Genomic DNA, 18,229 nt, shown 5'->3' with positions numbered 1-18,229 from the left:
TCGTCGGAGCCCGTGCGGTGCTGGTCAGCCGCCGAACACCGCTTGGTATGCCGTCTGTCCCTGCTGCGCCAACATGGTGAGGCCGGCCGTCGTAATCGTGATCGCACTCAGAGCCTCCTGCACGCGCAGATAAGCGGCCCTGATCCGTCCGGGCTCCGGCTGCTCGACAGACGTGGCTTCCTCCAGCACCTCGACGTCCTGGATCAGGGCGTCCTGCTGTTCCGGCGGGGCTCCGAGCGCCGGAGCGAACTGCCGTACCAGGGCGGCGAACTCGGCTAGCGCGGAAGCGTCGAAGCCGATGGAGTTGTTCTGCACCACGTTCTGCTGGGACCCGGCAACGATGCCAGAGGAGTTGTTGAAGGTGTAGGTGTCGCCAGCGCGCTGCTGGCGGCTCAGGTAGTCGCTCACGGTTCCTCCGGACAGTACGCAGTCGGTGCCCGAGTCGGTGACTTCGGCCTTGATCGAACTTGTGGCGCTAGGGTCCTCGGGCGCGCGGCGGATGAGCCCTCTCTGGTTGAGGTGCTCCAGCGCGCCGAGGATCTCGTCCACGGACAGGGAGTCACCCGCGAAGTACGAACCTGGTACCTCCACAAAGGCCATCACCTCAACGGGGTTACGACCCCGCCCCGTCTGGAACAGCCAGCACAGCAAGGCGTCGCAGGCGTGGATGAAGCGTGCGACCGAGTCGGTCTGCAAGGTCCTCAACCGTCGAGCGACCAGCGAGCCATCGTCAGTGAGGAAGACCTGGGTGTCATTGCCGGAGAGGTCCGGGGAGATCTGGACGAGTCCCTGCCGCTCCAACTGCAGCGCCATGGTCTTGGCCTCGGAGGCGGGAAGCCCTTCGGAATCGACGTACGTGGAGACGTCACCAGCCACTCCTGGCTGAAGGGCGGCTAGATCGTCGAGCCACACCAGCAGGCGTGAAAGGTGCGGGTCCTTCTCGATGCCGGCAGCCGCAGATGAAGTGGCCGGGACCTCTGGAGCGTCCACCTGGACGGGGACACGGATGGGGTGCTTACGGGCCGCGTGCTCGAATTCCTTCGCGATGTCTCGCTGCATCTTCTCGATGGCGCGCCTATTGATCTCGAACCCGGCCATGCGCCGCCTCCTGTCGTCACTGACATCAAGAAGCCTAAAGACCACCACTGACAACGGGGCGCGGAAGAGATGGCGGGCCTCGCGAGAGCGAGTCGGCGAAAGGTCGCCCGGGCAGTTGATCGTGACGCCTCCGCGCGACGTGAAGTGGCAGCTTCGCAGGAGCGACTTCGCAGGCGTCCGCGCCGTAGTGGCGCAGGTCATACAAATGGCGTCTCGTCATTCGAGACGCCAGAGGGTTAGTCGCTTGAAGTGGCGCCTGAGTACCCCTGAATTGGCCACTTGACCTCGACATAGGGCACGCCACGCCCCAATTGGACTAGACAACAAAAAACCCCCGGGCCTCTGGCCTGGGGGTTTCACATGGAGCGGGTGACGAGAATCGAACTCGCGCTCTCAGCTTGGGAAGCTGATGTTCTACCATTAAACTACACCCGCGTAAGTACGGACAAAGCTTCCGAGAACGGTCCCTGTCCGACGTTCGCTCACTGTACCTCATCGCAGGCTCCCGGTGCTCACGGCCCGGGGGCCTGAGCGTGTTTCAGGGCGGGGATCCGGCTGCGGGCGGGGGGAGTTGAGGCGTACGGTTGGGGTACTGGGAGAGGCACCGGGCGAGACCGGAGTGCCGCCTGGAGGGTCGTCTCTTTGATCCCGTAATGTGCCGTTTGTCGTCGGGTTGGTCAGCCCGACGAGGCTCTTGGGGAAGGGACTTAAGGGACTTGATGGAACACACCGTCGTCCGCTGTGCCGATGGGCACGTCTTCAGCGCCGCTTCGTTCCCGATGCAGCAGGCCGAGCGGCTCGGCCCCGGTCGGCTCATGCGGTGCCCGCGATGCGCGCGGCTGCGCAGCGTCGTACCGGTCGCCCCGCGGAAGCAGGGGGTAGGCGCCAAGGTCACTACGCACGCGGGGTAGCCGCGGCGTCACCACGGGCGCGCGGAGTCGTCACGATTGTCATGGCTCCGCGCGCCTTGCGTATCCTCGCTACGTGCTTCTCTCAGACAAGGACATCCGGGCCGAGATCGACGCCGGGCGAGTGCGGATCGATCCCTTTGACGAATCCATGGTGCAGCCGTCGAGCGTCGATGTTCGGCTGGACCGCTATTTCCGGGTGTTCGAGAACCACCGGTACCCGCACATCGACCCCTCCGTCGAGCAGCCCGACCTGACGCGGCTGGTGGAGCCGGAGGGCGACGAGCCGTTCATCCTGCACCCCGGTGAGTTCGTGCTCGCGTCGACGTACGAGGTCATCTCGCTGCCCGACGACCTCGCCTCGCGGCTCGAGGGCAAGAGCTCGCTGGGCCGGCTCGGTCTGGTCACCCACTCCACCGCCGGGTTCATCGACCCGGGCTTCAGCGGTCACGTCACCCTGGAGCTGTCGAACCTCGCCACCCTGCCCATCAAGCTCTGGCCGGGGATGAAGATCGGCCAGCTGTGCCTGTTCCGGCTGTCCTCGCCCGCGGAGTTCCCGTACGGCAGTGAGCGCTACGGCTCGCGGTACCAGGGCCAGCGTGGGCCGACCGCCTCGCGGTCCTATGTCAATTTCCATCGGACCCAGGTGTGAGGGCAGCCGGAACATGAGCGACGTGCGGGAGAACCTGACCTACGAGAGGTTCGGCGGCGCCGTCCGCGAGCTGGCGGGGACCATCGCGGACGACGGCTACGAGCCGGACATCGTCCTGAGCATCGCCCGCGGCGGTGTGTTCGTGGCCGGCGGGCTCGCCTACGCCCTCGACTGCAAGAACATCCACCTGGTGAACGTCGAGTTCTACACCGGCGTGGGCACGACCCTCGAAATGCCGGTCATGCTCGCGCCCGTCCCGAACGTGATCGACTTCTCCGACAAGAAGGTCCTGATCACCGACGACGTCGCCGACACCGGCAAGACGCTGAAGCTGGTCCGCGACTTCTGCCTCGACACCGTCGCCGAGGTGCGCTCCGCGGTGATCTATGAGAAGTCCCACTCCCTCGTCAAGTGCGAGTACGTCTGGAAGCGCACCGACGACTGGATCAACTTCCCGTGGAGCGTGGAGCCGCCCGTCGTGAAGCGGGACGACCAGGTGCTCGACGCCTGAGGGACAGCGGCAGCACAAGGACACGGGAAAGGGCCCCCGGCGGCGGAGACCGCGCCGGGGGCCCTTCTCTCATGTCCGACGGTCTAGAACGTCCCCAGCTTCACGATCGACAGCAGCGCGATCAGCTGGATCGCCGACGCGCCCAGCGCCTTCGGCCAGGGCAGGTCGTGGGAGCGGGAGACCATCATGGTGAGCAGCGCGCCCGCGGCGAGCCAGGTGGCCCAGCCGAGTATCTGGACGAAGCCCGCGTCACCGCCGAAGAACATGGCGAAGATCAGCCGGGGCGCGTCCGTGAGCGCCGTGATCAGCATGGACAGGCCCACCGTGGGCTGCCAGGCGCCGTCGCCGCCGAGCTGGCGGGCCAGGGTGTGGGTGACCACGCCGAGGATGAACAGGCCGAACACCATCACGACGGCGGTGATCAGCACGATCGGCACCGCGTTGGACAGCGTGGCGCCGATGGCCTCCTTGCGGGCGTCGTCGAAGCCGAAGACGGCGAGCAGGCCGTAGAGGAACGTCACGATCAGGGCCGGGCCCCACATCGTGTAGTCCCGCATGCGCAGGAACGTCGGGTCGGGGGACAGGACGATCCCCCGCAGCAGTTCCTTCCAGTGCAGCGGCGGGCCCACCGGCGGGGCGGGCGCGGCGGCGCCGGCCTGGTACGTCGAGCCCTGGGTGTAGCCGGCGGCCTCGTCGATCGAGAATGCCTGGGTGTGGCCCGGGTTGTTGGCCGCGTACGGGTCCGGCGCGCCGCTCCCGTAGCCGTCGTCGAAGTACTCCGGGCCGTCGTTCGCCGAGCCCTGGTGGCCGTACGGCCGGCCCTGCTGCGGGTACCCCTGCTGCCCGTACGACTGCTGGCCGTACGACTGCCGGCCGTGCGGCGGTTGCCCGTACGGCGGCTGCGACGGCTGCGGCGACGGGTAGCCGTACGACGGCCGTCCCGCGCCCTGCCCGGGCGCCTGGGGCCCCTGCCGCCCGCGCGACGACGGGCCGCGTCGCCCGTCCGACGGGCCGGGGCGGCCGTACGACGGTCCCTGCGGCGCCTGCTGTCCCTGGGGGGTGCGGTCGTCCCGGCCCCCGCGTCCGATCCTGAATCCAGCCACGTCATCGAACGTACCTGGTCCCGGAGGGTCACGTGCCGGGCCCGGCGGTCCGGGCCCGGCATTGCGGCCGACCTGTGACATCCCCTAAGGGACCGTCAGCCCTTTCACCAGGGATGGTTCCGGGTTTGAACCGCCCCGGCCCGGCTCAGCCCGCCCCGGCCCGGCTCAGCCCGGCTCAGCCCGGCTCAGCCCGGCTGGCTCGGTCCGGCTCGGTCCGCGAAGACGCAGCCGCACCGCGGTGCCCCGGTCGGGCCGGCGGGCGAGGGCTGTACGGGAGTCCCGGCGGACGCCGGTAAGTGTGTGCGGCGTGTGGCGAGTTACCGGGTGCCCCTGCGGCGGGAGCGGGACGGGTGGCGCAGGATGGAGGCATGAGCGTAGTGAAGATCAATGTGCTGACCGTGCCCGCCGAGCAGCGGGAGGTCCTGGAGAAGCGGTTCGCCTCGCGGGCGCACGCGGTGGAGAACTCCGACGGTTTCGAGTGGTTCGAGCTGCTGCGCCCGGTCGAGGGCACCGACCAGTACCTCGTCTACACCCGCTGGCGCGACGAGGCGTCCTTCCAGGCGTGGATGGAGGGCCCGATGAAGGCCGCCCACCAGGGCGGCGCCACCGAGGGCGACCGCCCCAAGCCGGCCGCCTCCGGCTCCACCCTGTGGTCCTTCGACGTGGTGCAGCAGGCGGCCCCGAAGACCGCGTGACGCGGGGCGCCGGACCTCGTCGGCACCGCCGAGGCCCGGCGCCATGCCCTCCGCGCGGTCGCGGTCCTTGAGGAACGCCGACGCCCCCTGCCTGTGCGAAGCAGGGGGCGTCGGCGGGTCTCAGGGGGCCGTCAGGGCCGTCACTTGACCGGTTCGGGCTCCGGGGCGGGCTCGGACTCGGTCTCGCCCGCCGGGTCCACCGGGGTGCGCACGGAGTCCAGCAGGAGCTGGGCGACGTCCACGACCTGGATGGACTCCTTGGCCTTGCCGTCGTTCTTCTTGCCGTTGACCGAGTCGGTCAGCATGACGAGGCAGAACGGGCAGGCCGTGGAGACGATGTCGGGGTTGAGGGAGAGGGCCTCGTCCACGCGCTCGTTGTTGATGCGCTTGCCGATGCGCTCCTCCATCCACATCCGCGCGCCGCCGGCGCCGCAGCAGAAGCCGCGCTCCTTGTGGCGGTGCATCTCCTCGTTGCGCAGGCCCGGGACCTTGCCGATGATCTCGCGCGGGGGCGTGTAGATCTTGTTGTGGCGGCCCAGGTAGCACGGGTCGTGGTAGGTGATGATGCCCTCGACCGGGGTGATGGGGATCAGCTTGCCCTCGTCCACCAGGTGCTGGAGCAGCTGGGTGTGGTGGATGACCTCGTAGTCGCCGCCGAGCTGCGGGTACTCGTTGCCGAGCGTGTTGAGGCAGTGCGGGCAGGTGGCGACGATCTTCTTCGCCGATTTGGGCTTGCGGGACTCCGCGGTGGCCTTGCCGTCGTCGTCCAGCTCCTCGCCGAACGCCGTGTTCAGGGCCATCACGTTCTCCATGCCGAGCTCCTGGAACAGAGGCTCGTTGCCCAGGCGGCGGGCGGAGTCACCGGTGCACTTCTCGTCGCCGCCCATGATCGCGAACTTGACGCCCGCGATGTGCAGGAGTTCGGCGAACGCCTTCGTGGTCTTCTTGGCGCGGTCTTCCAGCGCGCCCGCGCAGCCGACCCAGTACAGGTACTCGACCTCGGTGAGGTCCTCGATGTCCCTGCCGACGACCGGGACCTCGAAGTCGACCTCCTTGGTCCACTCCAGGCGCTGCTTCTTGGCCAGGCCCCAGGGGTTGCCCTTCTTCTCCAGGTTCTTGAGCATCGTGCCCGCCTCGGAGGGGAAGGCCGACTCGATCATGACCTGGTAGCGGCGCATGTCCACGATGTGGTCGACGTGCTCGATGTCGACGGGGCACTGCTCGACGCAGGCGCCGCAGGTGGTGCAGGACCACAGCACGTCCGGGTCGATGACGCCGTTCTCCTCGGCGGTGCCGATCAGCGGGCGCTCGGCCTCGGCCAGGGCCGCGGCCGGGACATGGGCCAGCTGCTCCTCGGACGCCTTCTCCTCGCCCTCCATCGTCTTGCCGCCGCCGGCCAGCAGGTAGGGCGCCTTGGCGTGCGCGTTGTCCCGCAGCGACATGATCAGCAGCTTCGGGGAGAGCGGCTTGCCGGTGTTCCAGGCGGGGCACTGCGACTGGCAGCGGCCGCACTCGGTGCAGGTGGAGAAGTCCAGCAGGCCCTTCCAGGAGAACTGCTCGACCTGGGAGACGCCGAAGACGTCGTCCTCGCCGGGGTCGGTGAAGTCGATCGCCTTGCCGCCCGAGGTCATCGGCAGCAGCGCGCCGAGCGAGGTGCCGCCGTCGGCGTTGCGCTTGAACCAGATGTTCGGGAACGCCAGGAAGCGGTGCCAGGCCACGCCCATGTCGGTCTTCAGGGCGACCGTGATCATCCAGATGAAGGAGGTCGCGATCTTCAGGGCGGCGAAGAAGTAGGTGAGGTTCTGGAGCGTGCCGACGCTCATGCCCTTGAACCAGGCGACGACCGGATACGAGATGAAGAACGACGCCTCGTAGCCGTCGACGTGGTGCTGGGCGCCCTCCAGGGCGTGCAGCGTGAAGATGCAGACGCCGACGATCAGGATGACGGCCTCGACGAAGTACGCCTGGCCGAAGTTCGAGCCGGCGAAGCGGGACTTGCGGCCCGGCTTGTCCGGCTTGCTCAGCTGGCGGATCACGATCAGCACCAGGATGCCGAGCGTGGTCATCGTGCCGAGGAATTCGACGAAGATGTTGTACGGCGCCCAGTCGCCGATGACCGGCAGAATCCAGTCCGCCTTGAAGAGCTGGCCGATCGCGTTGACGATCGTCAGCAGCAGGGAGAAGAAGCCCACCGCCACGAACCAGTGCGCCACGCCCACGATGCCCCAGCGGTTCATCCGGGTGTGGCCGAGGAACTCCTTGGCCACCGTGACGGTGCGCTGCACGGGCTCGTCGGTCCTGGTCCCGGCCGGTACGGGCTGGCCGAGACGCATGAAGTTGAAGATCTGGAGGAGGGCGCGGCCGAACAGTGCCACGCCGACCACGATCAGGACCAGCGACACGATGATCGCGGCGAGTTGCATTGGGGCTCCTGAGGGCGGCCTCGAATTGACCGAGCGACATTACTAAGCGGTAACTTATGTAGTCCTCTGAGACTACCCCTATCTTCCGTCGCGATGCAGGGGAGCGCGGGGTGATATGGGTCGCTGAGGGTCGCCCATGGTGGCGCGCTGATCACCCCGAGGGCAATCTGATCGTGTTATTCATCCCGAATTGCTACTTTCACCCCTACCTTAGAGCCGTGCTCTACGGGATCGCCGCGGCCTCCGCCGCCCTGCTGCTCACCGCCGTCCTCGCGGCGCTGTTCCGGCTGCCCGCCCTGCGGGCGGGGGTCGTCGACCGACGCCGGCAGCGCCCCCTGCCGCTGCTCGGCGGCCTCGCCGTCGTCACCGTCACCTCGCTGGTCGCCTGGACGGGTGAATGGACCCGGGTGGCCCCGCTGGGTGACGGTGTCGGCGGGCTGCTGCTGGCCGCCGTGGCGGTCGGACTGCTCGGCCTGGTGGCCGACGTCTGGCGGCTGCGCGGCCGGGTGATCGCCGCCGGTACGGCGGTGGCGGCGGCCTGCGTGGTGCCGTACGACGAGACGGGGCCGGCCGGGGGCGCGCTCGCCGTGGCCGGGATCGTCGTCGTCACGCTCGCCTTCCGGGGGCTCGACCACGCGGACGGCCTCGCCGGGACCGTCGGCGTGGTCACCGCCTTCGGGGCCGGGGTCTGCGCCGCCATCGAGGTGATGGACGGGCTCGCCGTCCTGCTCAGCGTGTTCGCCGCCGCCCTCACCGGCTTCCTGATGCACAACTGGCATCCCGCGCGGGTCGGACTCGGCGCCTGCGGCTCGCTGTTCACCGGCTTCCTGCTGTCCTCCGGGGTCGTCTTCACCCGCGCGGGGTACGCGATCGGGCCGAGCACAGCCGTGCTGTTCTGCTTCGGCGCCGTCGCCCTCGCGGACACCGCCCTGGTGGTCGTCGTACGGCTGCTCGGGCGCCGGCCGCTGCTGCGGCGCGGGCCGGACCACCTGGTGCACCGGCTGCGGCGGTTCGGGCTCACCCAGCCGGGGGCCGTGGTGGTGCTCGGGGTGGGCGCCTTCGCCGCGGTGTTCACCGGGGTGCTCGTGCATGGCGGGTGGGCGGGCGAGGAACCCGCGCTGTGGGTGGCGGGAGGAGCGGTCGTCCTGGTGCTCATCCTCCTGCGGGCGCCCGTTCGGATTCCGGTCCAGCGACCGCGTCGTATGGCATCGACGCAGGTCAGCAGTCGGTTGCGTGTAAGGAACGGATAAGACTTGAGTCCCCATGACTCAGGTCTGTTGACCCCAGCGGCCCGCTCGTGCACACTTGAGTCCGTTGCACTCAAGTCAGCTGGAGGAATCAACCATGGCACGTGCGGTCGGCATCGACCTGGGCACGACTAACTCCGTCGTCAGCGTTCTGGAGGGCGGCGAGCCCACCGTCATCACCAACGCCGAGGGTGCCAGGACCACGCCGTCCGTCGTCGCCTTCGCGAAGAACGGCGAGGTGCTGGTCGGCGAGGTCGCCAAGCGCCAGGCGGTCACGAACGTGGACCGGACCATCCGCTCCGTGAAGCGCCACATGGGCACGGACTGGAAGATCGAGCTCGACGGGAAGCAGTTCAACCCGCAGCAGATGAGCGCGTTCATCCTGCAGAAGCTGAAGCGGGACGCCGAGTCCTACCTGGGCGAGAAGGTGACCGACGCGGTCATCACCGTCCCGGCGTACTTCAACGACTCCGAGCGCCAGGCGACCAAGGAGGCCGGCGAGATCGCGGGCCTGAACGTCCTGCGCATCGTCAACGAGCCGACGGCCGCCGCGCTGGCCTACGGCCTCGACAAGGACGACCAGACGATCCTCGTCTTCGACCTCGGCGGCGGCACCTTCGACGTGTCCCTGCTGGAGATCGGCGACGGCGTCGTCGAGGTGAAGGCCACCAACGGCGACAACCACCTCGGTGGTGACGACTGGGACCAGCGCGTCGTCGACTACCTGGTCAAGCAGTTCCAGTCCGGTCACGGCGTGGACCTGTCCAAGGACAAGATGGCCCTCCAGCGCCTCCGCGAGGCCGCCGAGAAGGCCAAGATCGAGCTGTCCTCGTCCACCGAGACCTCGATCAACCTGCCCTACATCACGGCGTCCGCCGAGGGCCCGCTGCACCTGGACGAGAAGCTCACCCGCGCCCAGTTCCAGCAGCTGACGGCCGACCTGCTGGAGCGCTGCAAGACGCCGTTCCACAACGTCATCAAGGACGCGGGCATCTCCATCAACGAGATCGACCACGTCGTCCTCGTCGGTGGCTCCACCCGTATGCCCGCCGTGGCCGAGCTCGTCAAGGAGCTGACCGGCGGCAAGGAGGCCAACAAGGGCGTCAACCCGGACGAGGTCGTCGCCATCGGCGCCTCGCTCCAGGCCGGTGTCCTCAAGGGCGAGGTCAAGGACGTCCTGCTGCTCGACGTCACCCCGCTGTCCCTCGGTATCGAGACCAAGGGCGGCATCATGACCAAGCTGATCGAGCGCAACACCACGATCCCGACCAAGCGCTCCGAGATCTTCACCACGGCCGAGGACAACCAGCCGTCCGTGCAGATCCAGGTCTACCAGGGCGAGCGCGAGATCGCGGCGTACAACAAGAAGCTCGGCATGTTCGAGCTGACCGGTCTGCCGCCGGCGCCCCGCGGCGTCCCGCAGATCGAGGTCTCCTTCGACATCGACGCCAACGGCATCATGCACGTCACGGCGAAGGACCTCGGCACCGGCAAGGAGCAGAAGATGACCGTCACCGGCGGCTCCTCGCTGCCGAAGGACGAGGTCGACCGCATGCGCGAGGAGGCCGAGCGCTACGCGGAGGACGACCACAAGCGCCGCGAGGCCGCCGAGAGCCGCAACCAGGGCGAGCAGCTCGTCTACCAGACCGAGAAGTTCCTCAAGGACAACGAGGACAAGGTCCCGGGCGAGGTCAAGACCGAGGTGGAGTCCGCCATCGCCGAGCTGAAGGAGAAGCTCAAGGGCGAGGACACCGCCGAGATCCGCACCGCCACCGAGAAGGTCGCGGCCGTCTCGCAGAAGCTCGGCCAGGCGATGTACGCCGACGCCCAGGGCGCGCAGGCCGCGGGCGAGGGTGACGCCGGCGCCGGCCAGGCCAAGGCCGACGACGACGTCGTGGACGCCGAGATCGTGGACGACGAGCGCAAGGACGGTGCCGCGTGACGGAGGAGACCCCGGGCTTTGAAGAGAAGCCCGACGTCCCCTCCGGCGCCACCCCTGACGACGCCGAGCCGAAGGCCGCCCCCAAGGAGGGGGCGGCCCCGGCCGGGGACGCGAACGCAGACGCCGGGCTGGTCGCCCAGCTGGACCAGGTCCGCACCGCGCTCGGCGAGCGCACCACGGACCTCCAGCGGCTCCAGGCCGAGTACCAGAACTACCGCCGCCGGGTCGAGCGGGACCGGGTCACGGTCAAGGAGGTCGCCATCGCGAACCTCCTGACCGAGCTGCTGCCCGTGCTCGACGACATCGGCCGCGCCCGGGAACACGGCGAACTGGTCGGCGGCTTCAAGTCGGTGGCCGAGTCGACGGAGACCATCGCGGCCAAGCTGGGCCTCCAGCAGTTCGGCAAGGAGGGCGAGCCCTTCGACCCGACCATCCACGAGGCCCTGATGCACAGCTACGCGCCGGACGTCACCGAGACGACCTGCGTGGCGATCCTGCAGCCCGGGTACCGCATCGGCGAGCGCACCATCCGCCCCGCGCGGGTGGCCGTGGCCGAGCCGCAGCCGGGCGCCGGGAAGCCGGAGAAGGCGGGCAAGGCCGAGGGCGCCGAGGAGAAGTCCGAGGCGGCCGACGACAAGGAGAACGGTGGCCCGGAGGAGGGCTGACGTAATCACAGCGGACGGGAAGGAGGGACGTCGGGGATGAGCACCAAGGACTTCATCGAGAAGGACTTCTACAAGGTTCTCGGCGTCCCCAAGGACGCCACCGAGGCCGAGATCAAGAAGGCGTACCGGAAGCTCGCGCGCGAGTTCCACCCGGACGCCAACAAGGGCAACGCCAAGGCCGAGGAGCGTTTCAAGGAGATCTCCGAGGCGAACGACGTCCTCGGCGACCCCAAGAAGCGCAAGGAGTACGACGAGGCGCGCGCCCTGTTCGGCAACGGGGGCTTCCGCCCCGGGCCGGGCGCCGGCGGCGGCAACTTCAACTTCGACCTGGGCGACCTCTTCGGAGGCGGCGGCACCGCCCAGGGCGGCGGCTTCGGCGGCGGGCTCGGCGATGTCTTCGGGGGCCTGTTCAACCGGGGCGGCGCGGGCGGGGCGACCCGTACGCAGCCGCGCCGCGGCCAGGACGTGGACACCGAGGTCACCCTCAGCTTCACCGAGGCGATCGAGGGGGCCACGGTCCCGCTGCGGATGACCTCCCAGCAGCCCTGCAAGGCGTGTTCCGGCACCGGCGACAAGAACGGCACGCCCCGGGTGTGCCCGACCTGCGTCGGCACCGGCCAGATCGCCCGGGGCTCGGGCGGCGGCTTCTCGCTGACCGACCCCTGCCCCGACTGCAAGGGCCGCGGTCTGATCGCGGAGCACCCCTGCCCCGACTGCAAGGGCAGCGGACGCGCCAAGTCCTCGCGCACCATGCAGGTCCGCATCCCGGCGGGCGTCACCGACGGGCAGCGGATCCGGCTGCGCGGCAAGGGCGCCCCCGGCGAGCGGGGCGGTCCGGCGGGCGATCTGTACGTGACCGTGCACGTGGGCGAGCACCCGGTGTTCGGCCGCAAGGGCGACAACCTCACAGTGACCGTCCCGGTCACCTTCACGGAGGCGGCGCTCGGCGGCGAGGTGCGGGTGCCGACCCTCGGCGGCCCGCCGGTCACCCTGAAGCTGCCCCCGGGCACTCCGAACGGCAGGACCATGCGGGCCCGCGGCAAGGGCGCGGTCCGCAAGGACGGCACCCGCGGCGACCTCCTGGTCACCGTCGAGGTGAGTGTCCCCGAGGACCTGTCGGGGAAGGCTCGTGACGCACTGGAGGCGTATCGCGAGGCGACCGCGGGCGAGGACCCGCGGGCGGAGCTGTTCGAGGCCGCGAAGGGAGCTTGAGGGTGATGGAAGGCCGCCGGCGCAATCCGTACGAACTGACCGAGGAGACCCCGGTCTACGTCATCTCGGTGGCGGCCCAGCTCTCCGGACTCCACCCGCAGACCCTGCGCCAGTACGACCGCCTGGGCCTGGTCTCCCCGGACCGCACCGCGGGCCGGGGCCGGCGCTACTCGGCCCGTGACATCGAACTGCTCCGCCAGGTGCAGCAGTTGTCGCAGGACGAGGGCATCAACCTGGCCGGCATCAAGCGCATCATCGAACTGGAGAACCAGGTCGTCGCGCTCCAGTCCCGCGTCGCGGAGCTGGAGTCGGCCCTGGACGGCGCGGCGGCCACCATGCGCCAGCGCGAGGCCGCCGTGCACGCCTCCTACCGGCGGGACCTGGTCCCGTACCAGGAGGTCCAGCAGACCAGCGCGCTGGTCGTGTGGCGGCCCAAGCGGTCTTCGCAGCCGGGCGACTGACCGCCCGTATCACCACGCACGGCGAAGGGCCCGCGGACGCATCCCGTCCGCGGGCCCTTCGCCGTCCGGGACCCCGCGGGCACGGCGGCGGCCACAACCCGTTCTTTGCCGCCTCGTGAACTTCCCTTGGATGGACGGTCCGTAAAGGGTGTTTGGAGAGGTTTCCCCATTGCTTTCACATGTTGGACGGCGCGTAGTGTTGCCCACTCGTTAAGCAAGGGTTCTTGACGCCGGATGTCGGCTCCGCGTTGTCTTTTGGGACACCTGGGTCCTATAGCAGCGCCCACGTCCGAAACACACGTGAAGTGAGCCCTCGTATGCGCCGTATCGCCCTGTCCGTGGCCGCCTGTGCGGCGACCCTCTCGCTGGCCGGCTGCGGCGTCCTGAACGCGACGGGGGACAGCACGAGCGCGAGCCCGGCCAAGGGCAACGACCTCACCGTGGGCCTCCTGCTGCCGGAGAAGACCAACACGCGCTACGACAAGTTCGACTACCCCATCATCAAGAGCAAGGTCTCCGACCTGACCGGGAAGCAGGGCAAGGTCGAGTACGCGAACGCGGACGCGGACGCGGGCAAGCAGTCCGGCCAGATGCAGAAGATGATCGACGACAAGGTCGATGTGATCCTGCTGGACGCCGTCGACGCGCACGCCATCGCGGGCGAGGTGAAGAAGGCCGAGGACGCGGGCATCCCGGTCATCGCCTACGACCGCCTGGCCGAGGGTCCGATCAGCGCGTACGTCTCCTTCGACAACGAGCTCGTCGGCGAGGTGCAGGGCCGCTCGCTGCTGGACGCGCTGGGCTCGAACGCGAACACCGCGAAGAAGATCGTGATGATGAACGGCTCGCCCACCGACCCGAACGCCAAGCAGTTCAAGGAGGGCGCGCTCTCCGAGCTGAACGGCAAGGTGACCATCGCGGCCAGCTACGACACCACGGACTGGAAGCCGGAGAACGCCCAGGCCAACATGGCGAAGGCGATCGGCCAGATCGGCGCGGGCAACATCGCGGGCGTCTACTCCGCCAACGACGGCATGGCGGGCGGCGTCATCAAGGCCCTGAAGGCCGCGGGCGTCACCAGCCTGCCGCCGGTCACCGGCCAGGACGCCGAACTGGACGCCGTGCAGCGGGTGGTGGCGGGCGAGCAGTACATGAGCGTCTACAAGTCCTACCCGGACGAGGCCGAGGCCGCCGCGCAGATGGCCGTCTCCAAGGTCCAGGGCAAGGACATCCAGTTCGACGCCCTCACCGAGGACAAGGTGGACAGCCCCACCACCAAGAACATCCCGGCCAAGCTGGTCCAGGTGAGCGCCCTGACGCGCAAGACCATCAAGGACACCGTCGTCGCGGACGGCATCTACACCGTGGACGACATCTGCACCGCCAAGTTCAAGGCGCAGTGCGCCGCGATCGGCCTGAAGTAGCGGGTCGCCGCACCGCGCCTCTCCGGCGGGTGCGGTACGGCGTGATCAACGATGTCCTCGTCCCGAGGGCGTCGCCACCGTCATCTTGTTGCAATGCGAGGGGCGGAGCCTGGGGGATACCCGGACGCAGTGGTCGTTAACGACCACCGCGCCCGGGGGAGCCGTGTTGCGGACCCGGTCGGCGCCACGCATAGTTGCGCTGCGGAAGTGGCAGCACACCGGGGGTGGAATGCGCGATGGCCGGGCGGAGGGCGGAGCAGCATCCCCACGGTGCCGACCGGCTGTGCGAGGCCGGGGACCGCGTCTACTCACGGGCGGTGCGCCGGGGCCGGGTGCCCCGCGTCGAGGCGGAGGCGGTGCCCTGCCTGCTGGAACTGGCCCTGCTGCACCCGGACCCCGACGACATGGACTGGCTGGTCCCCACCTCCCCGCAGGAGGTCATGACCCGGCTGCTGCGCGGGGTCCACGACGAGGTCAGTGAGAGCCAGCGCCGGGTGGGCTCGGCGGTGGCCGCCTTCGAGTGGTACGCCGGCCTCGGGCGCTTGCAGGCGCTCGCGGCACCGGCCGGGGGCAGCGCGGTACGGGTGCTGGACGGGCTGTCCCGGATCCAGGCCGCGATGGACGAGGCGACCGAGGCGTGCACCACCGAGGTGCTCACCGTGCAGCCGGGCGGCATCCGGCGCGAGGCCGAGCTGACCGAGGGCCTGCACCGGGCGCTGGCGCTGCGCGGGCGGGGCGTGCGCATGCGGGACCTGTACACGCATGTGGCCCGGCACGGCCAGGGGTTGCTCAACTACCTGGAGCTGATGGGCGACACGGTGGAGGCCCGCACCCTGGACGAGGTCATCGACCGGCTCATCCTCTTCGACCGCACGGTGGCCTTCATCCCGGCGAACGCCGACCGCACCGTGGCCCTGGAACTGCGCCACCCGGCGCTGGTGGAGTACCTGGTGACCGTCTTCGAGCGGCTGTGGCGCCTCGCCATCCCGCTCACCGCGCCGCTGCCGGACACCGGCATCGAGGGCATCTCGCACCGCGAGCAGTCCATCGCGGCGCTGCTCGCCGAGGGCCACCAGGACGCGGTGATCGCCGAGCGGCTCGGCATCAGCGTGCGGACCTGCCGCGCGCACATCGCCCGCCTCTCGGAGACCCTGGGCGCGGCCAGCCGTACCCAGCTCGGGGTGCGCATCGCCCAGGCGGGCCTGGACGGCAGCGGCAGGGGGCTGCCGGCCGCCCGGGACGCCTCGTTATGAGCCCGGCGCCCCGTCCGCCCGGCGCAGGACGTCCGACCGCCCGATGAGACAGCCCGGTCGGGCCCGGCCGACGCCCCCGAGGGCGGCGGTCGGCTGGAGCAGTCCCAACCGCTCCGGGCAGGGCGCGCCGTGGGCGGCGGCGGCGTTGAACCGCCCCGCGCGCAGGGCGCGTTCGTCCGCCGCGCGGCCCCGCGCGCACAGCTCCTCGACGCCGTGTTGCGCGTGCGGTTCCCCCGCGGTCATCGGTTCAGAGGTCCCGGTCCAGCATGCCGGACTGGGCGATGAGGAAGCCCAGTTGCGCCCGGCTGCCGCTGCCGAGCACCTGCGCCAGCTTGGCGATGTGGGCGCGGCAGGTACGGACGTTCATCCCGAGCCGGCGCGCGATGGCCTCGTCCACATGACCCTCCACCAGGAGCTTGGCGATGGAGTGCTGGATCTCGGTGATGCCGTCGGGCGCGGTCTCGTACGGGGCGCCCGCGGTCAGCGGGACCGCGCGGTTCCACATGAACTCGAAGACCTTGATGAGGTAGCGGATGAGCCCGGGGTTGCGCAGCTCCAGGGCGACCTGCTGGTCGTCGCGGGTGGGGATGAACGCGACCGACTCGTCGCAGATGATGAGCCGTTCGACCAGTTCGTCGATGGTGCGGTACTCCACCTTGCCGCTGGTGAGCTGGGCGACGTAGCCGATCTGCTTGAGGTTGTAGCGGACCGTGTGCTGGTACAGGGTGCGGATGTGCACGCCCCGTTCCACCAGGGCGGTGTCGCGCTCCAGGCCCTGGCGCACGTTGCGCTCGGTGAAGTGGTTGCTCGGCTGTACGGTGAGAACCGAGGAACGGCATTCGGTGGTGGCCAGGTCGAGCGCGGCGTTGATGCGGTCGCTGCCCTCCAGGACGGTGATCGAGTCGGTCACGGAGGCCGTCTGCGTGCTCAGCGCGAGAAACGGCTCGAAGATGTCGGAGAGTTCGACGGCCCAGCGCCGGCGATCTGCTATCTCGCGTTCGAGCGGCGAGAGCCGCTGGGCCAGCGCCACGGCCGGGGGCACCGGGCGCAGCCAGTCGGGATCGTCCGGATCCGGGTGGAGCAGGGCGAACTCCATCAGGCAGGGAGCCGATGCCGCGTCGGAACGGGAGACACGTCCGGTGCGCAGGGCGGTGGCGTAAAGTCGGCCCCCTTCCTCGCACAGTTCGGTAACCGCATGGGGATGTACCGTATTGTGCCGATTTGTAGTCAAATCTCCACCCCCCAGGGTCCTGAACATGCAGGAACATGATGCACTGATTGTGTGGTCATGATGTGCCCGAATGAGCCATCGTCTTATCCGACGGGGGAAGAAGGGGACCTTCAAGTGAGGACGAAGTCGACCATGGGCAAGAAGATGATTCGCTCGGGGCTGGTCGCCACCTTCTCCGCCGTTGTGGCCCTTGGCGTGCTGAGTGGCCCCTTCGGTGCGAAGAGTGATCTGCGCGCAGACACGAAGTGGCCCTCGGTGGCGACGCTCGACGCGAGCAGCTCGGTGCGAGCGGACACGAAGTGGCCCACGGACACCAAGTGGCCCTCGGCGGCAGCGACGGGCGGCGGGACGAACGTCGTGGCCGCGGACGCCGCGTGGCCGACGGACACCAAGTGGCCTTCGGCAGCCGGGAGCTGATGTGACCACGCCACCCGACGACCGCTCCTTCCGCCGTGAGATGGCCACCGCCTACCGCTCCGGCTGGCACTTCATCGATCTGGTGACCGCGATTCCCCACCCCGGGGACTCGCTGATGGTGACCGTCTTCGGTGAGCCGGTCGTCGTCACGCGCGACGACGAGGAGGACGTCCGGGCCTACCGGTGCCTGCGCAAGCCGCGCGGGGCGCCCCAGCCGGTGCGGTGTGCCATACGGTACGGAATGATCTTTGTGAACCTGGACCAGCGGGATCACCGGCTCACCGAGCCGGTGGAGTCCGACCTGAGAACCATCTCGGCCACCCCCCGCAGTGCCTGACGCGATTCCCCCGTCGTAAAAGATCGCTCAGGCGCTTCCCCCCGCAGCGGCGTCACCGTGACCTGAACACGGTGACGCCGCTGTTGTTCGTGCCGACATTTCGGGGTATGCCCCGGCTCACGCAGTGGCCGGAACGAATCGAACGCGGCCGTCGCGGAGTCGCTCGTCCTCCCCATCCCGTTCACCCCCGCCCCAGCGCCCTCTCCAGCGAGATCTCGATCACCACGCGGGCCGGGTTCGGCGCGGGCTCGCGCGTGTAGCGCTCGGCGTAGCGGCGCTCCGCCTCCCTGACCCGCTCCGGGTCCGCGGACACGCGCGCCCGCCCCTCCAGGGTGGCCCAGCGGCGCCCGTCGACCTGGCAGACGGCGGCGAGGGCGCCGTCCGGGCCGGCGGCGCGGACGTAGGCCGCCTTCGCGCTGGCCCCGTTGCAGATCACCCGGGCAAGGCGCGCCCCGGGGTCGTACGTCACCCCGACCGGCACGACGTGCGGGGTGCCGTCCGGGCGGATGGTCGTCAGGGTGCACAGATGCCGCTCCCGCCAGAAGCCGAGATACGCGTCGTCCGGGGAACCCGGATCCACGGAGTGGTTCGCCATGCCAGGAAACCTAGCCCCAGAGCGGTGCGCGAGCAGCCTTGAGTGGAATAGACTC

At 69.4% G+C, this 18,229-nt stretch carries 19 protein-coding genes and 1 tRNA gene; 13 read left to right on the top strand and 7 right to left on the bottom strand.

From position 1 onward, the window contains the following. Positions 1-24: 24 nt before the first annotated feature. Positions 25-1,098 (bottom strand): hypothetical protein, encoded by a 1,074-nt coding sequence (locus GHR20_RS17225; RefSeq protein WP_153813659.1) that lies wholly within the window; start codon positions 1,096-1,098, stop codon positions 25-27. Between the two features lie 361 nt (positions 1,099-1,459). Continuing rightward, positions 1,460-1,533, bottom strand: a tRNA-Gly gene (locus tag GHR20_RS17220). 284 nt (positions 1,534-1,817) lie between these two features. Between GHR20_RS17220 and GHR20_RS37545 the strand changes: the two genes are divergently transcribed. The 3 genes from GHR20_RS37545 (at position 1,818) to GHR20_RS17205 (ending at position 3,169) form a co-directional block, all read left to right on the top strand. Continuing rightward, a complete protein-coding gene (locus GHR20_RS37545; RefSeq protein ID WP_111583206.1) occupies positions 1,818-2,009 on the top strand; it encodes a hypothetical protein in 192 nt (63 codons plus the stop codon). 73 nt (positions 2,010-2,082) lie between these two features. Continuing rightward, on the top strand, positions 2,083-2,658 hold the full coding sequence (gene dcd / locus GHR20_RS17210) for a dCTP deaminase (RefSeq protein ID WP_145487019.1): 576 nt from the start codon (positions 2,083-2,085) through the stop codon (positions 2,656-2,658). Between the two features lie 13 nt (positions 2,659-2,671). Further along, positions 2,672-3,169 carry a phosphoribosyltransferase gene (locus GHR20_RS17205; protein WP_153813658.1) on the top strand — a complete coding sequence of 166 codons (498 nt, stop codon included), beginning with the start codon at positions 2,672-2,674 and terminating at the stop codon, positions 3,167-3,169. An 83-nt stretch (positions 3,170-3,252) separates the two neighbouring features. On the opposite strand, the gene GHR20_RS17200 is transcribed toward GHR20_RS17205, so the two are convergent. Beyond that, entirely contained in the window at positions 3,253-4,353 is a 1,101-nt protein-coding gene (locus GHR20_RS17200) for a YIP1 family protein (RefSeq protein ID WP_194858904.1), read from the bottom strand. Positions 4,354-4,640: 287 nt separating this feature from the next. Here GHR20_RS17200 and GHR20_RS17195 point away from each other — a divergent pair, with 287 nt between their 5' ends. Continuing rightward, positions 4,641-4,967: an antibiotic biosynthesis monooxygenase gene (locus GHR20_RS17195; RefSeq protein WP_111583202.1), complete on the top strand. Its 327-nt coding sequence runs from the start codon at positions 4,641-4,643 to the stop codon at positions 4,965-4,967. Between the two features lie 140 nt (positions 4,968-5,107). Here the strand turns inward: GHR20_RS17195 and GHR20_RS17190 are convergent, their stop codons facing one another. Beyond that, the gene (locus GHR20_RS17190) at positions 5,108-7,390 is read right to left on the bottom strand and encodes a (Fe-S)-binding protein (protein ID WP_153813656.1); all 2,283 of its coding nucleotides are present in this window, start codon (positions 7,388-7,390) and stop codon (positions 5,108-5,110) included. Positions 7,391-7,608: 218 nt separating this feature from the next. Between GHR20_RS17190 and GHR20_RS17185 the strand changes: the two genes are divergently transcribed. The 7 genes from GHR20_RS17185 (at position 7,609) to GHR20_RS17155 (ending at position 15,594) form a co-directional block, all read left to right on the top strand. Further along, positions 7,609-8,640 carry an MraY family glycosyltransferase gene (locus GHR20_RS17185; protein WP_153813655.1) on the top strand — a complete coding sequence of 344 codons (1,032 nt, stop codon included), beginning with the start codon at positions 7,609-7,611 and terminating at the stop codon, positions 8,638-8,640. Between the two features lie 94 nt (positions 8,641-8,734). Continuing rightward, positions 8,735-10,579 (top strand): molecular chaperone DnaK, encoded by a 1,845-nt coding sequence (dnaK, locus tag GHR20_RS17180; protein WP_111583199.1) that lies wholly within the window; start codon positions 8,735-8,737, stop codon positions 10,577-10,579. Beyond that, on the top strand, positions 10,576-11,244 hold the full coding sequence (gene grpE / locus GHR20_RS17175; protein WP_111583198.1) for a nucleotide exchange factor GrpE: 669 nt from the start codon (positions 10,576-10,578) through the stop codon (positions 11,242-11,244). The genes dnaK and grpE overlap by 4 nt, the downstream gene beginning before the upstream one ends. Positions 11,245-11,280: 36 nt before the next feature. Continuing rightward, positions 11,281-12,456 (top strand): molecular chaperone DnaJ, encoded by a 1,176-nt coding sequence (dnaJ, locus tag GHR20_RS17170; RefSeq protein ID WP_153813654.1) that lies wholly within the window; start codon positions 11,281-11,283, stop codon positions 12,454-12,456. A 5-nt stretch (positions 12,457-12,461) separates the two neighbouring features. Next, positions 12,462-12,917 carry a helix-turn-helix domain-containing protein gene (locus tag GHR20_RS17165; protein WP_153813653.1) on the top strand — a complete coding sequence of 152 codons (456 nt, stop codon included), beginning with the start codon at positions 12,462-12,464 and terminating at the stop codon, positions 12,915-12,917. 317 nt (positions 12,918-13,234) lie between these two features. Further along, the gene (locus GHR20_RS17160; RefSeq protein WP_153813652.1) at positions 13,235-14,341 is read left to right on the top strand and encodes a substrate-binding domain-containing protein; all 1,107 of its coding nucleotides are present in this window, start codon (positions 13,235-13,237) and stop codon (positions 14,339-14,341) included. A 236-nt stretch (positions 14,342-14,577) separates the two neighbouring features. Further along, a complete protein-coding gene (locus GHR20_RS17155; protein ID WP_153813651.1) occupies positions 14,578-15,594 on the top strand; it encodes a helix-turn-helix transcriptional regulator in 1,017 nt (338 codons plus the stop codon). Here GHR20_RS17155 and GHR20_RS17150 read toward each other — a convergent pair. After that, positions 15,589-15,837, bottom strand: coding sequence for a hypothetical protein (locus tag GHR20_RS17150; protein WP_153813650.1), 249 nt, complete (start codon positions 15,835-15,837; stop codon positions 15,589-15,591). The two genes, GHR20_RS17155 and GHR20_RS17150, sit on opposite strands and share 6 nt — an antisense overlap. A 4-nt stretch (positions 15,838-15,841) precedes the next feature. Next, a complete protein-coding gene (locus GHR20_RS17145) occupies positions 15,842-16,852 on the bottom strand; it encodes a helix-turn-helix transcriptional regulator (protein WP_111583194.1) in 1,011 nt (336 codons plus the stop codon). A gap of 105 nt (positions 16,853-16,957) precedes the next feature. On the opposite strand from GHR20_RS17145, the gene GHR20_RS17140 reads away from it, so the two are divergent. Together GHR20_RS17140 and GHR20_RS17135 are read left to right on the top strand one after the other, a co-directional pair. Further along, positions 16,958-17,242, top strand: coding sequence for a hypothetical protein (locus tag GHR20_RS17140; RefSeq protein WP_237520594.1), 285 nt, complete (start codon positions 16,958-16,960; stop codon positions 17,240-17,242). A gap of 1 nt (position 17,243) precedes the next feature. Continuing rightward, a complete protein-coding gene (locus GHR20_RS17135; protein WP_085565785.1) occupies positions 17,244-17,579 on the top strand; it encodes a hypothetical protein in 336 nt (111 codons plus the stop codon). 181 nt (positions 17,580-17,760) lie between these two features. Here the strand turns inward: GHR20_RS17135 and GHR20_RS17130 are convergent, their stop codons facing one another. Then, positions 17,761-18,174: a TIGR03618 family F420-dependent PPOX class oxidoreductase gene (locus GHR20_RS17130; protein ID WP_111583193.1), complete on the bottom strand. Its 414-nt coding sequence runs from the start codon at positions 18,172-18,174 to the stop codon at positions 17,761-17,763. Between the last annotated feature and the right edge of the window lie 55 nt (positions 18,175-18,229).

It is taken from the genome of Streptomyces sp. SUK 48, assembly GCF_009650765.1.
In the GTDB taxonomy this organism is placed as follows: domain Bacteria; phylum Actinomycetota; class Actinomycetes; order Streptomycetales; family Streptomycetaceae; genus Streptomyces.
This window is presented reverse-complemented; position numbering and strand designations above follow the sequence as displayed.

Bases quoted from the DNA above. Each gene is read 5' to 3' on its own strand.
- GHR20_RS17225 (WP_153813659.1), bottom strand. From the start codon at position 1,098: ATGGCCGGGTTCGAGATCAATAGGCGCGCCATCGAGAAGATGCAGCGA.
- GHR20_RS37545 (WP_111583206.1), top strand. From the start codon at position 1,818: ATGGAACACACCGTCGTCCGCTGTGCCGATGGGCACGTCTTCAGCGCC.
- GHR20_RS17205 (WP_153813658.1), top strand. From the start codon at position 2,672: ATGAGCGACGTGCGGGAGAACCTGACCTACGAGAGGTTCGGCGGCGCC.
- GHR20_RS17200 (WP_194858904.1), bottom strand. From the start codon at position 4,353: ATGTCACAGGTCGGCCGCAATGCCGGGCCCGGACCGCCGGGCCCGGCA.
- GHR20_RS17195 (WP_111583202.1), top strand. From the start codon at position 4,641: ATGAGCGTAGTGAAGATCAATGTGCTGACCGTGCCCGCCGAGCAGCGG.
- GHR20_RS17190 (WP_153813656.1), bottom strand. From the start codon at position 7,390: ATGCAACTCGCCGCGATCATCGTGTCGCTGGTCCTGATCGTGGTCGGC.
- dnaK (WP_111583199.1), top strand. From the start codon at position 8,735: ATGGCACGTGCGGTCGGCATCGACCTGGGCACGACTAACTCCGTCGTC.
- dnaJ (WP_153813654.1), top strand. From the start codon at position 11,281: ATGAGCACCAAGGACTTCATCGAGAAGGACTTCTACAAGGTTCTCGGC.
- GHR20_RS17165 (WP_153813653.1), top strand. From the start codon at position 12,462: ATGGAAGGCCGCCGGCGCAATCCGTACGAACTGACCGAGGAGACCCCG.
- GHR20_RS17160 (WP_153813652.1), top strand. From the start codon at position 13,235: ATGCGCCGTATCGCCCTGTCCGTGGCCGCCTGTGCGGCGACCCTCTCG.
- GHR20_RS17155 (WP_153813651.1), top strand. From the start codon at position 14,578: ATGGCCGGGCGGAGGGCGGAGCAGCATCCCCACGGTGCCGACCGGCTG.
- GHR20_RS17150 (WP_153813650.1), bottom strand. From the start codon at position 15,837: ATGACCGCGGGGGAACCGCACGCGCAACACGGCGTCGAGGAGCTGTGC.
- GHR20_RS17145 (WP_111583194.1), bottom strand. From the start codon at position 16,852: ATGTTCAGGACCCTGGGGGGTGGAGATTTGACTACAAATCGGCACAAT.
- GHR20_RS17140 (WP_237520594.1), top strand. From the start codon at position 16,958: ATGGGCAAGAAGATGATTCGCTCGGGGCTGGTCGCCACCTTCTCCGCC.
- GHR20_RS17130 (WP_111583193.1), bottom strand. From the start codon at position 18,174: ATGGCGAACCACTCCGTGGATCCGGGTTCCCCGGACGACGCGTATCTC.